The following is a 15,665-nucleotide window of genomic DNA, read 5'->3' as shown; positions in this document are numbered from 1 at the left end:
TAAAACCGCTGCCCGGCATTTCGGCGTGTCGCCACACCGGCTCCAACCGAAGCGGGCGTTTTCTCAGCCCTTGTTGCGATCCTTGGGCAAGGCTGCGGAAATACGGTCGGCCAGGCGCGAAAATGGCAGGCTTTGCAACCACACTGTTCCCGGTCCTTCCAGGGTCGTTACAAACAGCCCTTCGCCCCCAAACAGGGCATTGCGAAAACCGCCAACAAAATCGATGGAATAATCAACATTGTCGGTCAGGGCAACCAGCGACCCGGTATCCACCCGCATTTTCTGTCCGGGGTGTAAATCCTTGCGCACAATCGTGCCACCGGCATGAACAAACACCATGCCATCGCCCGTTAAACGTTGCAGAATAAAACCTTCACCACCAAACAACCCGGCCCCCAGGCGTTTGGAAAAGGCAACATCAATGTCAATCCCGGCTGCGGCACATAAAAAGCCGTCCTTCTGGCATAAAACCTGCCCGCCAAAATCACGCAGATTAATGTCAATCACCTTGCCGGGATAAGGGGCGGCAAAGGCCACATGCCCCTTGCCTGCTCCTTCATATACAAAGCTGGTAATGAAAAAACTTTCCCCGGTCAGCATCCGTTTAAACCCTGAAAACAGGCCGCCACCGGTATTGGTCTGCATGGAAATACCAGCGCCCATATACATCATGGCTCCGGCTTCGGCGCGCACACCTTCGCCGGGGTCAAGTTCGATCTCGACCAGTTGCATCTCGCTGCCAATGATTTTGTAATCGATAATATCTGCCACGGGTTTTCCTTTGTGTTTCCTTGGCCAGGCCAGTTTGCCCGCACACCATACCAACGCCTGATGATCAAAACCAATCAACAGGCCCCTTAAGCAGCGGGCAAGCCACGGAAAACCACTATAATCAAAATTCGCCCTCAAAGCAGGGCAATATTGTGACGTTTCCCCGTCCGTCTCCTCACACCCCTTTGACAATTCACGCAAAACTTGCATTATACCCTACCCAAACATACAGGGCGAAAAATGGGGCGGGGATGGTCGATCAGGGGCTGGCAAATTTTGCTGGGGCTATTGTTGCCTCTGCTGTTGGGCGCGTGCGAAAAACAGGACCTTTATAAGTTCAATATTTGCCGGCTTGCCCTGCCAGGCGTCGAAAATACTGGCCTTCGCTTCCATCTTCTGACCCGCCCCGACATTGATAAAGGTAGCGACACCGTTACGCTGATTTATCAAATTCTGCCCGATAGTATCCCCTATCACGGCGATAATGACGGCGCCCTTTCCGATGACATCCCCCTGCTGGGTCAAGGGTCACCTGCCTTTGCGCATAGTATTACCTGCCAGTTTGCTAGGGCCGCTTCACCCGGTTTACGTGTTCCACTCATCGGGGTCACGACATCGCGCTTTGGCCCCCTGCCCGACAGCCAGCTTGCCCTGCTTGACCGGTTCTGGATCAACCGTATTGGCCGCAGTGCCCTGCAGTTTTTCGATGATGAAAGCCGCACCGCCACCCTGCCCGATGTGCCCGACATTGGCGATAAAGCCGCCTTTGCCGCCCAGCTTACCCTGTCGGGCCTGTCACGCGGCGCGGTTTACGCGTTGCTGGCCCTGCCCTTTACCCTGATTTACGGCCTGATAGGCCGCATCAACCTTGCCTTTGGCGAAATGCTGATGGTCGGCGGGGTGGCCGCAATGGTTGCCAGCCAGGCAGTGGTCGGCAGCATTGGCTGGCACATTACCCTGATTGTGACATGCGCGATTGTTGCGGCAATAACCTATGGTGCCGGGCTCGGGCATGTGTCGTGGCGCTGGGTTTTTGGGCCACTGGGGCGTTTTCGCGCAGGGGGGCAGGCAATGATTGTGGCATCACTTGGCTGTGTGCTGCTTATTCAGGAATTTGTGCGCATCGCGTGGTCGGCACGCAATTTTAACCTGCCGCCAATCTGGCGGTTTACCCTGCCTGTGGCGCGCGGCGGGCATTTGATCGTTAATATTGACGGGTTCGACATACTTGCCGTTCTGTTGGCCGGGGCCATGTGCGTTATTTTGCAAGGTTTAATGCGCAACACACCCTATGGTCGCGCCTGGCACGCCATCAGCCAGGACCGTTTTGCCGCCGCCCTGTGTGGTGTACGCCTGCATCGTATCGAAGCCCAAACCTTTGCCCTGGCCGGTTTGTTATGCGGGCTTGCCGGGGCAATATTGGCGCTGCGTTATGGCGTAATCAATTTTCATTCCGGCACCATGTTTGGCTTCAAGGCATTAACCGCAGCCATCCTTGGCGGTATTGGTATCATCCGCGGGGCGTGGCTGGGGGGGCTATTGCTCGGGCTGCTAGAATCCCTCTGGACCGGCTATTTCGGCGACCCATACCGCGATGCCGCCGTGTTTGGCCTGCTGGCCCTGGTGCTAATATTAAAGCCCGAAGGACTTTTGAGGGTTAACAACCGGCATGACAGTCTGTTGGCAACTCGAAGCCCATAACCCCCGGCGTTACGCCATCTTTCGTTTAATAATACCCGTTACGGGACGGAGTATGAACAGCCCCGCCTCGCAACAGGTATTTAATCTGATCAGGTGCTGTGTGCCATTTCACGACGCTTGAACGGCCCGAACGGAATTTCGGACGGTGCAAATGTTTCGGCCGATGCCCGGTCCCAGCGGCTGTGCCAATCAGAAAGCGCCGGAATTTCGGGGCCAGAGACCAGAAAACCTTCTGGCAGATAAGGGTAAACCTCGTTCCCATCCAGAAACTCGTTATCCTTTTGCCGAAACATAAAGTGATAGGGCATAAAACCGCGCGGGTCGCGCAACCCGGCTGCCCCGGTGATTTCGCCCAACGCATGGAGTGTGTTGTGGTGAAAACGGGCAACACGGTCGCTTTTATCGCCCACATCAATGGCGCGCTGGCGCATTGGATCCTGGGTGGCGATGCCAACCGGGCATTTATTGGTATGGCACGATTGCGCCTGAATACATCCCAGCGCAAACATGAAACCGCGCGCGGCATTACACCAGTCAGCGCCCATCGCCAGGGTCTGGGCAATATCAAACGCCGACACAATTTTACCCGCCGCGCCAATTTTAATATGCTCACGTACTCCGGCCCCGCGCAGGGCATTATGCACAAAGGTCAGGCCTTCATGCATCGGCATGCCAACGCGGTTGGCAAATTCAACCGGTGCGGCCCCGGTGCCGCCCTCCTTGCCATCAACCACAATAAAGTCAGGCAAGATTCCGGTTTTCAGCATCGCCTTGATAATGCACATAAATTCACGACGATGACCAATACACAGCTTAAAGCCAACCGGCTTGCCGCCCGAAAGATCGCGCAGCTTGCCGATAAATTCCATCAAGCCAACCGGCGTGGAAAAAGTGCTGTGCCCGGCGGGAGACACACAATCAATCCCCATCGGAATGCCTCGCGCCTCGGAAATTTCCTCGGTAATTTTGGCAGCAGGCAACATACCGCCATGGCCGGGTTTGGCCCCCTGGCTTAACTTCACTTCGATCATTTTGACCTGCGGGTCAGCAGCCGTTTCAGCGAATTTTTCTGCCGAAAAAGTCCCGTCCTCATTACGACAGCCAAAATAACCCGACGCCACCTGATAAATCAGATCACCGCCGCCCTGACGGTGATACCGGCTAATACTGCCTTCGCCGGTATCGTGGGCAAAGCCGCCCTTTCGCGCCCCGGTATTCAACGCCAGAATGGCATTTCCCGAAAGCGAGCCAAAGCTCATGGCGGAAATATTGTAAAGACTGGCGTCATAGGGCTGCTTGCAGGCCGGGCCACCGACACGCACCCGAAAATCCTTGTCCGGGATCACGGTGGGTGCCACCGAATGGGTCAGCCAGGCATAGCCCGACGCATAGACATTTTCGATGGTACCAAAGGGGCGTTTATCCTCAACACCCTTGGCGCGCTGATAGACCAACCCGCGGGACTGACGGCTGAATGGCACCTCGTCATGATCGCTTTCGATCATATATTGGCGAATTTCCGGGCGGAAACTTTCCAGAATAAACCGGATATGCCCGCTTATGGGATAGTTGCGCAGGATGGAATGGCGGGTCTGACGCAAATCGTGAATACCGACCAGCACCAGCGCCACAAATATCGCGGCAGGAACCCAGAACCAAGAACTGAATGGCAGGCAAAACACCGACACAATGGCTAAAACCGTTACAGCAGCAATAACCGCGTAACGCTGATACTCGATTAAAGATTTCAAAAGAGCTAGTCCTGTTGAATGAAGCGGGAAAGGTGTGGCGCAACAGGTTGCAGCAGCCCTGAAAAACATAACCTTTTCAGCGCCCGCGGCAAGCCCTGCCAATCTTCGTTCATTTCGCACGATGCCTCAACGAGTAAATTGACAGGTTTCAAAGGTAGCTAACTCACAAAGCCCTCACTCTCAGAAATTGAAAATTCAGTTGACATTATCCATCGTCAAATAACCTAATAAAAACTTCTAAAAAACATCTTAGGAGAAGGGGAAATGTCATACGCGGAGATGCAGTGGGAAAAAGGCGAAATCGAAATAGACCGTATAATCCTTGACAAAGACAACCCACGCCTAGGCCCATACAACCAAAACTCCGATGTTTCTGCAATGGCATACCTAATCCAACACGAGAATGTATTAGGCCTCGCTGCCAATATTGCAGACTATAAAAATCTTTTCCCCAATGAGAGAATTATTTGCATTCCAGTTGAAGACAACCAATATATGGTTCTGGAAGGAAACAGACGGGTTGCAGCCTGCAAATTACTTTTAGCCCCTCATAACATTGGAGCCGCAGGCTCAGAATCGGATGTGCCCGTAATTGATCCCGCCACAAGAAAAGCAATTACATTTCTGGACGCATGTATCGTTGACACGCGCACAACAGCCGACGAAATTATTGCCAAACTTCACATTGAAGAATTTGGAAAATTATCATGGAATACTCGAAAAAAGATACGATATGTAGAAAGCAGATTGCGCTTCGGAAATGATATTGAATTTCTTGCCGACAGCCTTGGAATTAGCACATCAAAGCTTTATGAGCTTAAATCTTACGGAAGAGTGTTTACTTATCTAACATCGATGATCAACTGGACACAAGCAGAGAAAGATATTTTGTGGGATGACAAATTAGACCTTGATGTTTTATTTACCGTCATCACCAGCAAAGTAATATCAAACCACTTCGGACAATCCCTTTTTAGTGACGCCGGGGAAATTAACTATGATTTCCCCAAAAGAGATGAAATTTGCAAAAAAATCACTCAGCACACCTTAATTTCTCAACGAATGAAAGTTGACTACAAGTATTCAAAGGGAACTCCAATACGCGATTATCTACACGAAAGATTTCCAAGAAAAACTTTATCACAGACAAAAGAACCATATTTAGATCTAACCACCCCCAAAGGAGTGATTGATACAGGCGGGGTGATGCAACCGCCAAATTCTGTAACACCATCACCCACAGAAGCCCCTGATAAAAATCAGGACGACACTCCCGAAATCAACAATCCAAGATATGATCGCGCAAGGCTACTTAGAAGTCTCGATTACTCAACAACAAAAGATCGACGTCTCAAGCAACTGGCCGCTGAAGCGCGACAAATCAGCAAAATAAAACCGGACGCCACGATTTCAATATCATTCATCATCCGAGCAATACTGGAACGCGGGCTAACCCTTGAGATTAAAAAATCAAATTTATCTCAAAAACTATCACATAAAAAGAATCCAACAGTTGACGAGCTAATAAATTTCATATCATCCAACAAGAACCAGATGGAAATACCACCGGCATTAATTCGATCACTTAATTCCGCTAAAGAAAAAAAATTCACATTTGAAATTAACCAAAACATCCACGATGGATTTGGCAACACCAGCCCCGAGCATATGAACCAGTTATGCGGTCATTTCCTTCCGATTTTTAATTATTTCTTAGAAAAAAACTGAACATTACACCAATTCAAAACAAAAAGCCGCCCGGTTTCCCGGGCGGCAAGTTTTTAAGGGAGCATCACTTGATGCCGGGCTGCTGAAGGGAGCAGCCCTTTATGGGGTGCTGGCGAACAAATGTCCGAGATGGGGGTCTCAGGCTTTGCCGTAACCGCCACCACCCGGGGTCTCGATGATGAAAACATCACCGGGATTCATTTCGGCACCATCAGTGCCCTTAAGTTCAACAATGGTGCCATTGGTGCGTTCCACCGCGTTGCGGCCAAGCTTGCCCGGTTTGCCCCCGGCAACAGCCTGGACCGACACACGGCGATGGTTGGACAGGATCGACGCCGTCATTTTTTCAAGGAAACGGATGCGGCGCACAGTGCCATCCCCGCCCTTGAATTCGCCATCGCCACCCGAACCGGTACGAATACCAAAGCTTTCCAGCAAGACCGGGAAACGCCATTCCAGCACTTCGGGGTCGGTCAGGCGGGAATTGGTCATGTGCGTATGCACACCCGACGTGCCGTTATAGCCCGGACCAGCGCCAGTGCCGCCGCAGATGGTTTCATAATACTGGTGTTCGTCATTGCCATAGGTGAAGTTGTTCATGGTGCCCTGCGCGCCCGACATGGTGCCAAGGGCGGCATAAAGAGCATCGGTAACATGCTGGCTGGTTTCAACGTTTCCGGCCACAACCGCAGCAGGATGAACCGGGTTCAGCATCGAACCTTCGGGTACAATCAAATCCACCGGTTTCAGACAGCCGGCATTAAGCGGAATGTCATCATCCACCAGCGTTCTGAACACATACAGCACAGCCGCCCGTGTTACCGCAGATGGCGCGTTGAAGTTATTATCAAGCTGCGAGGATGTACCTGTGAAATCAACCGTTGCCGAACGGTCGGCCTTGTTGATGGTAACCTTGACACGCACAACCGCGCCATTATCCATCTCATAGGAAAATTCACCGTCATTCAGGCCTTCCAGCACGCGACGAACGCTTTCTTCGGCATTGTCCTGCACATGTTTCATATAGGCATGAACCACATCAAGGCCGAAATGATCGACCATTTTACGCAGTTCCTGAACACCCTTTTCATTGGCGGCAATCTGGGCCTGCAAATCAGCAATGTTCTGATAAGGATTACGCGCCGGATAGGTCGCCCCTTCGAGCAGGGCAGTTAAACCGGCTTCATCGAACTTGCCCTGATCCACCAGTTTGAAATTGTCGATCAGAACGCCTTCTTCCTCAAGCACACGGGAATTGGGCGGCATGGAACCCGGCGTGATCCCGCCAACATCGGCATGGTGCCCGCGCGATGCCACATAAAACAGAATGTCCCTGCCTGCGTCGTCAAACACCGGGGTAATGGCGGTAATGTCGGGCAAATGGGTGCCGCCATTATAAGGATCGTTCAGGATATAAACGTCGCCCGCTTTCATTTTACCGGCGTTTTTGGTCATCACCGCCTGAACCGATTCCCCCATCGATCCCAGATGCACCGGCATATGCGGGGCATTGGCAATCAACAGGCCTTGCTGGTCAAACAGCGCACAGGAGAAATCCAGCCGTTCCTTGATATTGACCGAATAGGAAGTATTGGCGAGCGTTACGCCCATCTGTTCAGCAATATTCATGAACAGATTGTTGAACACTTCCAGCATCACCGGGTCGGCTTCGGTGCCAATGGCTTCTGTGCGCTTTAAGGGCACAACACGGGTCACCACCAAATGGTCACGACCATTGACCCTGGCTTCCCAGCCCGGATCAATCACGGTGGTGCCAACCGGTTCGACAATTACGCACGGGCCGCTCACCACCGCGCCCGGCTTCATATCTTCGCGCTTGTAAAACGGAGTCTGATGGGCTTCACCGCCAAATACCACCCGGCGGGTTGCAAGGGCTGTCACCTTGCTATCCCCGACTTCAACGGCTTGCGCATCGGGCAGGCTTTCGGTTTCGCCAATGGCTTCAACGGCCACGGCTTCCACCACCAGCGGCTTTTCTTCCATCACAAAGCCATAACGCTGTTTGTGCTGGTCTTCAAACTGAGCCTTGATTTCATCCGCCGTGCCAAAATTAACAATTAGCGGATTATCCGTACCATCATAACGCAGATGCAGCTTTTTCAGCAGGCGGATTTTATCATCACCAATGCCCTGTTCGTGCAGTTCGGCACGGGCTTCAACACCCAGCTTATCAAGTTGCCGGTCCAGGTTTGCCAGTTCTTCGGTTTTGAGGCGGGCTTCGACGGCCTGTTCGCGCATCGCCCGAATATCGGCCAGCCCCATGCCATAGGCCGACAAAACCCCGGCAAACGGATGGACAAACACCCGCGTCATGCCCAGCGTATCAGCCACCTGGCAGGCATGCTGCCCGCCGGCCCCGCCGAAACATTGCAAAATATAATCCGACACATCATAGCCACGCTGCACCGAAATTTGCTTGATCGCGTTGGCCATATTTTCAACGGCAATGCGCAAAAAGCCTTCGGCGACTTCTTCGCTGGTCATGTCATTGCCCGTATCGGATTTAATTTTAGCCGCCATTTCGGCAAAGCGGGTTTTAACCGCTTCATCATCAAGCGGTTCGTTGCCTTCGGGGCCAAAAACCGGCGGGAAGAAATCGGGCTGAACCTTGCCCAGCATCACGTTAATATCGGTAACGGCCAGTTGCCCGCCCCGGCGATAGGCCGCCGGCCCGGGATTGGCCCCGGCACTGTCCGGGCCAACCCGAAAACGCGAACCATCAAAATGCAGGATCGACCCGCCACCTGCGGCAACGGTGTGAATTTTCATCATCGGCGCGCGCATCCGCACCCCGGCGACCTGGGTTTCGAAATCGCGTTCATATTCGCCGTCATAATGCGAAACGTCGGTCGAGGTGCCGCCCATGTCAAAGCCGATGACCTGTTTATAGCCATCCATTTCGGCTGTGCGAACCATGCCGACAACACCCCCCGCCGGACCGGACAAAATCGCATCCTTGCCCTGGAACTTTGACGCATCGGTCAAACCGCCATTGGACTGCATGAACATCAGTTTCACACCGCCAAGCTGGCCTGCAACCTGATCGACATAACGCCGCAAAATCGGCGACAGATAGGCATCAACAACGGTGGTATCGCCGCGCGAGACCAGTTTCATCAGCGGGCTGACTTCGTGGCTGACCGAAACCTGGGTAAAGCCGATATCCCGGGCAATTTCAGCCGCCGCAACCTCGTGCGCGCTATAGCGATAGCCGTGCATAAACACAATGGCACAGGCACGAATGCCGTCGTCAAAGGCGGTTTGCAAATCGTAACGCAAACAGTCGCGGTCCAGCGCTGTCAGTTCCTCGCCCTGGGCGTTAAACCGTTCGGATGCCTCGATCACCTGCTCATACAGGCTTTCGGGCAGTTTAATGTTGCGATCAAACAGCCGGGGCCGGTTTTGATAGGCAATGCGCAGGGCATCCCGGAAGCCCGCTGTGGTAACCAGAACAGTCCGGTCACCTTTGCGTTCCAAAAGGGCATTGGTGGCAACCGTTGTGCCCATTTTAACAGCGTCGATCATATGCGCCGGAATGGCATCGCCAGGGGCGACATTTAACAATTCACGAATGCCCTGAATGGCGGCATCCTTATAACGTTCCGGATTTTCCGAAAGCAGCTTGTGGGTTAAAAGCGTTCCATCGGGCTTGCGGGCAACAATATCGGTAAAGGTGCCGCCACGGTCCACCCAGAACTGCCATTTTGCGGTATCAGCGGTGTTGGTTTGGGTCGTGTTTTGGTCAAGCGAAGCCATGATGCTTACTCCTTCAGCATCCGAAATTCAGAAATAGCAAGAAAGCAGGACCGGCAATGCCGGTCGCACATTGCCTAGTTCATTTGCGTCGGCAGCCAGGTGGCAATGCCGGGGAAAATCGTGATCAGGGCCACAGCCGCCATCAACAGAAAGAAAAACGGCAGGGCCGCAAGGGCGATGGAAAACAGGTTTTTCCCGGTAAGCCCTTGCAAAACAAAAAGGTTAAAGCCAACAGGCGGGGTGATTTGCGACATTTCAACCACCAGAACCACATAAATGCCAAACCATAAAAGGTCGATATTTGCGGCCTGTACCATAGGCAGGATGACCGATGTGGTCAGCACCACCACCGAAATACCATCGAGAAAACAGCCCATAACGATAAAGAACAGGGTCAACATCGCAAGCAGGGCATAGGGCGACAGGTTCATATCCGAAATCAACCCGGCCAGTTCCCGCGGGATACCGGTAAAGCCCATGGCGACGGTTAATATCGACGCCCCGGCCAGAATAAAGCAGATCATACAGGATGTACGGGTCGCCCCCATCAGGCCATCAACAAAGCTGGCCCAGTTCAAGGTGCGGCTGAAGCCCGATAAAACAAGCGCACCAACCACACCAAAGGCCGCGGCTTCGGTCGGGGTGGCAATACCGCCGTAAATAGAGCCAATAACAGCGGTAATCAGCAAGATCACCGGAATAAGCCGGCCCGACGCCCGGATTTTATCCATGAAAGGCATGCTCGGCGCTGCGGGGGGCATTTTGTCCTTGTGAATGGTTGCCCAGATCATGACAAAGCCCATAAACATGACAATCAGCATAATCCCCGGCAACACACCGGCAATAAACAGCCGCGCAATGGAAAGTTCGGCCGACACGCCATAGACAATCAGAATAATTGACGGCGGAATAAGCAAACCCAGCGTGCCAGACCCGGCAAGGGTGCCCAAAATCAGCTTGTCGGCATAGCCCTGCTTGCGCAATTCGGGGATCGACATGCGGCCAATGGTGGCCGCTGTTGCAGCGGAGGACCCCGACACAGCAGCGAAAATGCCGCAGCCCAGAATATTCACATGCAACAGGCGACCGGGCAATTTGTTAAGCCACGGGGCCAGGCCGGTAAACATGTCTTCGGACAGACGGGACCGAAACAGGATTTCGCCCATCCAGATAAAAAGCGGCAATGGCGCAAGCGACCAGGTGGCAATGCTGCTCCAGGCGGTGGTTGCCATAACCGGGCCGGTTTGCGCGCCCGAAAAAAACTCAAGACCAATGATGCCAATGGCAAACAGCGACAATGCAACCCACAGACCTGCGCCGAGAAACAAAAACAACAGCGCCATCAGGAACAGGCCGATTTCAAGTACTTCCATAGTAACCTTACTCCCCTATTCGGTCATGTCGCTGGTTTCGCGATCGGCAAAAACAGTTGCGCGACCACAAATCGTATCGATAAGCCCTTCGATCAGGGCCAGTGTCAGCATTGCCAGACCAAAGGTCATGGCCGTTTGCGGTATCCATAACGGGAAGGCCAGCACACCGGCCGAGGCATCGCCATATGAATAACTTTCCTGCGACAGCACGCCCATCCACCAGGTAAAGTACCCGGCCAGAAACACGGCAAATACCAGCGTTAGCAATTCCATAACCCGGCGCGCGGTGCCCTGAAGATGGCTGATAACCAGCAACACCCGAATATGCGACCCCTGCCGCAAGGACGGCCCAAGGGCAAGAAACGTACCCGCAGCCAGGCAAAAACCTGCCAGTTCATTGGCATCGGGGATGACATGGCCCAACAGGCGCCCAATGGACTGTGAAAGAATAAGCAGTGCGATCGTCACCAGAAACACAGCTGCCAAAATCGATGTTATTCCAAAAAGAATATCCAGTGATTTACGCACAACAATCCCCTTTCCGCCCGGCATACCCGGTGGTTGACATTGATAGACAGAATATCATTTTGACGGTTGGTTGTCCGGGGTCTGGATTGGCATCAGACCCCGGCACCCACAGGGAGGATGTTATTTCTTGTAGGCGTCGATAATAGCCTGGCCTTCGGCACCGGTTTCTTTCAACCAGTCCGCCACCATTTTATCACCAACTTTTGCCAGGCCGTCTTTAAGTTCGGCACTGGGGGCGGCAACATTCATGCCGTTTTCTTTAAGTTCGGCTTTTTTGGCATCGGCTTCTGCCATGCTCATTTTCCAGCCGCGGTCTTCGGCTTTGGCTGCCGCATCCATCACGGCTTTCTGCACGTCTGCCGACAGGTGATCAAACGATTTGGCATTTACGATCACCATGTTTTTGGGCAACCATGCCTGCACGTCATAAAAATTATCAACAAAGTCCCATGCCTTGGAATTGGCCCCGGTCGAAGGTGAAGTCATCATGGCTTCAACAATGCCGGTGGCAAAGGCCGTCGGAATTTCGGGCACTTCAACCTGGGTTGCAACCATGCCGGTCAGCTGGGCCAACTGCGAGGTGGTGGTGTTATATGCCCGGAATTTAAGCCCCTTAAGATCGGCAACCGAATTGACTTCCTTGGCGGTGTAAAGGCCCTGTGACGGCCACGGAACCGCATAAAGAACTTTCAGGCCGTCTTTTTCCAGCTTGGCTTCGATGGCCTGGCGCGATGCATCCCACAGTTTTTTGGCATCATCATAGCTGGTTGCCAGGAACGGGATCGCATCGACAGTGTAAATCGGGTCTTCATTGGCCAGCAGCGAAATCAGCACTTCGCCAATCGGCACCAGGCCACGTTGCACTGACCGTTTGATTTCCGCGTGTTTAAACAGCGAGCCACCCGAATGAACCGTCAGGGCCAGTTCGCCATTGGTTGCAGTTTCGATATCCTTGGCAAATTCCACAATGTTCTGGGTATGAAATGTTGCATCAGGATAGGGCGTTGCCATGTCCCATTTTTCAGCCGCCATTGCCGCCCCTGCCGAAAAAGTCATCGCCGCCAGAGCAACTGCCGAAAGAGCTTTCTTCATCATTTTTCAGTCTCCCATTTTTGGTTTTTGGATCAGCCTTCCAACAAAACGGTCACATTTTATCGTTATTTTGTCAACGTCATTTCAAGGCAGCCATGCAAAAAGCTGGATGCACATTTTTTAATCATCCCAAACCAGGGCCAATCCGTTGAAACAAAAAGCGCATTCGTTAAATCTGATACGTATTGTGCAATTATGAAAAAACAAAACGGCGGCTTCCAATTCAGGAAACCGCCGCTTTTTTGAGTGATTTTTAAAAAAACCAGACTCGAAACGTTAAAAAAACGCCCCGGTTTTACATGGCACTGGCCGAGCGCGATGCCTGGTCATAAACCCCCGAAATCGCGCGCAGGGTTTTGGCCACATCGCCAACTTCGGCACGGTTAACACCAAGGCGTTCAAATGTTTCGATCAGACAGGCTTCGCGCACTTCACGATAACGCTGGCACAATTCGCGGCCTTCTTTCGAGGTGGCATAATGCACTTCCTTGCCCCGTTTAATGCCATCAACAAACCCCAGTTTGCGCAGTTTCTTCAGCGCATAATTCACCAGATGGCTGTCTTCGACATTTAGAACAAAACAGACTTCGGACAGGCTTTTTTCGCGTTCACGAGAATTGACATTATGCAGAACAAGAATGTCCAGAATGGAAAGATCCGGCACCCCGGCGGCCCGCATACAGCGCACAACCCACCGGTTAAAGGCGTTGCCCGACAGGGTTAGCGCAAATTCAAGTTCGGATAATTCAGCTGCACGCTCGGAAACCAAATGCGATGACGAGACGATATATTGTTTATCTGCCATGTTCGACGTTCCAGTTCTTTTTATAATATATACAACCGAACCGCGTATCGAATGGCACAATCATCCGATCGGTAGAAAACGGTTTATCGTTGTTTTATCGTAAAAAAAGGTGCATCGACAAGCGTAGATGCACCTTCCTTTATCAACAACTTGTCATCAAAGCGCGCGCATTCTGGTAAGGAAGCCGGTAATCTCCTGCTGAAGATGGTTATTTTGCGTTCCCAGATCATTGGCAGACTGGTTTACATCGTTGGCCGCAACATTGGTTTTGGACACAGCACCGCTCACCCCGACCATCGCTGACGATATTTCTTCGGTGCCACTTGCTGCCTGTTCAACATTTTGCGAAATCTCGCTGGTGGCAGCGGTTTGTTCCTCGATCGCGGCAGCAACAGCCGCGGCACGTTCGCTGATTTCCGAAATCATGCCGACAATTTCCTCGATCGCGGTTACCGCATCGCGCGAGGCTCCCTGAATACCGGTAACCTGTGCCGTGATTTCCTGGGTGGCACGCCCGGTTTGGGTCGCCAGGTTTTTAACCTCGCTTGCAACCACGGCAAACCCCTTGCCCGCATCCCCCGCACGGGCCGCTTCAATCGTGGCATTCAAGGCCAGCAAATTGGTTTGTCCGGCAATATCGCTGATCAGGCCAATCACTTCGCCAATACGGATCGCGGCATTATCAAGCCCCTGAATATTATCGCTGGTAATACGAGCCCGTTCCGAGGCGGCCAGGGCCATGTTTGACGTATCACTAACCTGCGACGAAATTTCATTGATCGATGCCGAAAGCTCGGTTGCTGCCGTCGCCACCAGTTGCACATTGGCCGATGCTTCCTCGGTGCCGGCCGAAACCGCAACCGATTGCTTGCTGGCGATATCAGCACTTTCGCGCAACACCCCCGAAGATTGATGCAACCTCTCAACAGCCTGGTCCACCGATGCCATAACCTTGACAACGACTTCGTCAAATTCACGAATGTTGCGTTCCTGGGCTTCCATGCGCAAACGGCGGCGTTCTTCCTGCTTGCGTTGTTCTTCCTCAAGTTTGCGACGCTCGATACCGTTTTCACGAAACACCAGCACCGCCCGCCCCATCTCGCCAATTTCGTCCTTGCGCGATGCCTCTGACAAATCGACAGAAAAATCGTTATCAGCCAGCCGCGTCATTTTTCCGGTCAGGGCCGTAATTGCCGCCACAATCGCCCGCGACAGCAACCCGCAAAGCACAATCAGAACCAGCGCCCCAATGACGAAGGCGGCAATGCTGAACCGCAAACCATTTTCGGCAATCATTTCCGCTTCTGCACGTTTGTCTTCGGCATAGGCTTCAATTTCACTCAACAAGGCATCAAGCAACGGTTCGGCCTGGGAGAAATAGTCACTTAAAATCGTCAGCGATTTTTCACGCGCCAAAATGGCATCAGCAACGCCTTTGAAATCAGAGACATACGATGTTATCAGCTTTTCCAGCGTGGCTTTTTTATCTGCCGGAATATCGGTATTGCTGGCAAGGGCTGCCTTGAATTCGGCAAGGCGCTGGTCAATTTCGCCGATATATTTGGGGTCCATTCGCGCCAGAAAATCCTTTTCATGGCGCCGCATCATCAACATCAAAATTGTCAGCTTGTCGGCATTATATGTTTTAAGTTCGCCTTCAACATCATGAACCGAATTTCGCAATTTGCCCATCAGGCCACTTTTTTCGTCCAGACCGATCTGGCGTTGCAGGGCAACGATATCGGCAAATGCCGTGGCGTATTTGGTAAACAAACCTTCGATCTGAACAATCTGTTCGTTATGCCTCGCCATTTCGGGCCGCGTTTTAAGTGTGGCTAATCCCGAAATAACATTGTTAACAGTCTGCCCATGCAATTCGACATAAGTGTCTTCCTTGCGCAGTAAAAAATCTTTTTCCCGGCGACGGGCGTTTAAAAACTCCATTCCGACATCATTAATCAGATTCCGGTCGCTCGTTGCTGCCATTGACGCAGTTTCTGCATCACGCCTTGACTGATCCGACACAAACTGACTGATCGCAACAAAAACAAACACAATTAAAGCCGCTATTCCGATAAGGGAAATCTGGTAGATCAGCTTAAAACGTGAAAGAAACTTCATAAAGTGGTCCGCCGCTCG

General features: G+C 52.4%; 10 protein-coding genes. 2 read left to right on the top strand and 8 right to left on the bottom strand.

The window, feature by feature from the left end; translation table 11 throughout:
• Positions 1 to 63: 63 nt before the first annotated feature.
• Positions 64 to 771: a TIGR00266 family protein gene (locus tag J4E05_RS14820; RefSeq protein ID WP_349596939.1), complete on the bottom strand. Its 708-nt coding sequence runs from the start codon at positions 769 to 771 to the stop codon at positions 64 to 66.
• Positions 772 to 1,062: 291 nt separating this feature from the next.
• Between J4E05_RS14820 and J4E05_RS14815 the strand changes: the two genes are divergently transcribed.
• Positions 1,063 to 2,472 carry a branched-chain amino acid ABC transporter permease gene (locus J4E05_RS14815; protein ID WP_349596936.1) on the top strand — a complete coding sequence of 470 codons (1,410 nt, stop codon included), beginning with the start codon at positions 1,063 to 1,065 and terminating at the stop codon, positions 2,470 to 2,472.
• A gap of 89 nt (positions 2,473 to 2,561) precedes the next feature.
• Here J4E05_RS14815 and J4E05_RS14810 read toward each other — a convergent pair whose 3' ends face one another.
• Positions 2,562 to 4,223 (bottom strand): FMN-binding glutamate synthase family protein, encoded by a 1,662-nt coding sequence (locus tag J4E05_RS14810; RefSeq protein ID WP_349596934.1) that lies wholly within the window; start codon positions 4,221 to 4,223, stop codon positions 2,562 to 2,564.
• A gap of 264 nt (positions 4,224 to 4,487) precedes the next feature.
• Between J4E05_RS14810 and J4E05_RS14805 the strand changes: the two genes are divergently transcribed.
• Entirely contained in the window at positions 4,488 to 5,951 is a 1,464-nt protein-coding gene (locus J4E05_RS14805; RefSeq protein ID WP_349596931.1) for a ParB/RepB/Spo0J family partition protein, read from the top strand.
• 138 nt (positions 5,952 to 6,089) lie between these two features.
• On the opposite strand, the gene J4E05_RS14800 is transcribed toward J4E05_RS14805, so the two are convergent.
• From J4E05_RS14800 to J4E05_RS14775, 6 genes are all read right to left on the bottom strand, one after another.
• Positions 6,090 to 9,728, bottom strand: coding sequence for a hydantoinase B/oxoprolinase family protein (locus J4E05_RS14800; RefSeq protein ID WP_349596928.1), 3,639 nt, complete (start codon positions 9,726 to 9,728; stop codon positions 6,090 to 6,092).
• A 74-nt stretch (positions 9,729 to 9,802) separates the two neighbouring features.
• Positions 9,803 to 11,101, bottom strand: coding sequence for a TRAP transporter large permease (locus tag J4E05_RS14795; RefSeq protein ID WP_085587826.1), 1,299 nt, complete (start codon positions 11,099 to 11,101; stop codon positions 9,803 to 9,805).
• Between the two features lie 15 nt (positions 11,102 to 11,116).
• Positions 11,117 to 11,629, bottom strand: coding sequence for a TRAP transporter small permease (locus J4E05_RS14790; RefSeq protein ID WP_349596925.1), 513 nt, complete (start codon positions 11,627 to 11,629; stop codon positions 11,117 to 11,119).
• Between the two features lie 120 nt (positions 11,630 to 11,749).
• Positions 11,750 to 12,724, bottom strand: coding sequence for a TRAP transporter substrate-binding protein (locus J4E05_RS14785; protein WP_085587828.1), 975 nt, complete (start codon positions 12,722 to 12,724; stop codon positions 11,750 to 11,752).
• A gap of 292 nt (positions 12,725 to 13,016) precedes the next feature.
• Complete coding sequence (locus J4E05_RS14780; protein ID WP_085587831.1) at positions 13,017 to 13,526, bottom strand: winged helix DNA-binding protein; 510 nt, start codon at positions 13,524 to 13,526, stop codon at positions 13,017 to 13,019.
• A 156-nt stretch (positions 13,527 to 13,682) separates the two neighbouring features.
• Positions 13,683 to 15,647: a methyl-accepting chemotaxis protein gene (locus tag J4E05_RS14775; RefSeq protein WP_349596921.1), complete on the bottom strand. Its 1,965-nt coding sequence runs from the start codon at positions 15,645 to 15,647 to the stop codon at positions 13,683 to 13,685.
• Between the last annotated feature and the right edge of the window lie 18 nt (positions 15,648 to 15,665).

It is taken from the genome of Thalassospira sp. NFXS8 (assembly GCF_040148805.1).
Lineage (GTDB): Bacteria > Pseudomonadota > Alphaproteobacteria > Rhodospirillales > Thalassospiraceae > Thalassospira.
The sequence above is the reverse complement of the archived record's forward strand: the minus strand, read 5'-3'. Positions and strand labels throughout refer to the sequence as shown.

Coding starts and splice junctions, on each gene's coding strand:
- J4E05_RS14805 (WP_349596931.1), top strand. CDS start 4,488: ATGTCATACGCGGAGATGCAGTGGGAAAAAGGCGAAATCGAAATAGAC.
- J4E05_RS14800 (WP_349596928.1), bottom strand. CDS start 9,728: ATGGCTTCGCTTGACCAAAACACGACCCAAACCAACACCGCTGATACC.
- J4E05_RS14795 (WP_085587826.1), bottom strand. CDS start 11,101: ATGGAAGTACTTGAAATCGGCCTGTTCCTGATGGCGCTGTTGTTTTTG.
- J4E05_RS14785 (WP_085587828.1), bottom strand. CDS start 12,724: ATGATGAAGAAAGCTCTTTCGGCAGTTGCTCTGGCGGCGATGACTTTT.
- J4E05_RS14780 (WP_085587831.1), bottom strand. CDS start 13,526: ATGGCAGATAAACAATATATCGTCTCGTCATCGCATTTGGTTTCCGAG.
- J4E05_RS14775 (WP_349596921.1), bottom strand. CDS start 15,647: ATGAAGTTTCTTTCACGTTTTAAGCTGATCTACCAGATTTCCCTTATC.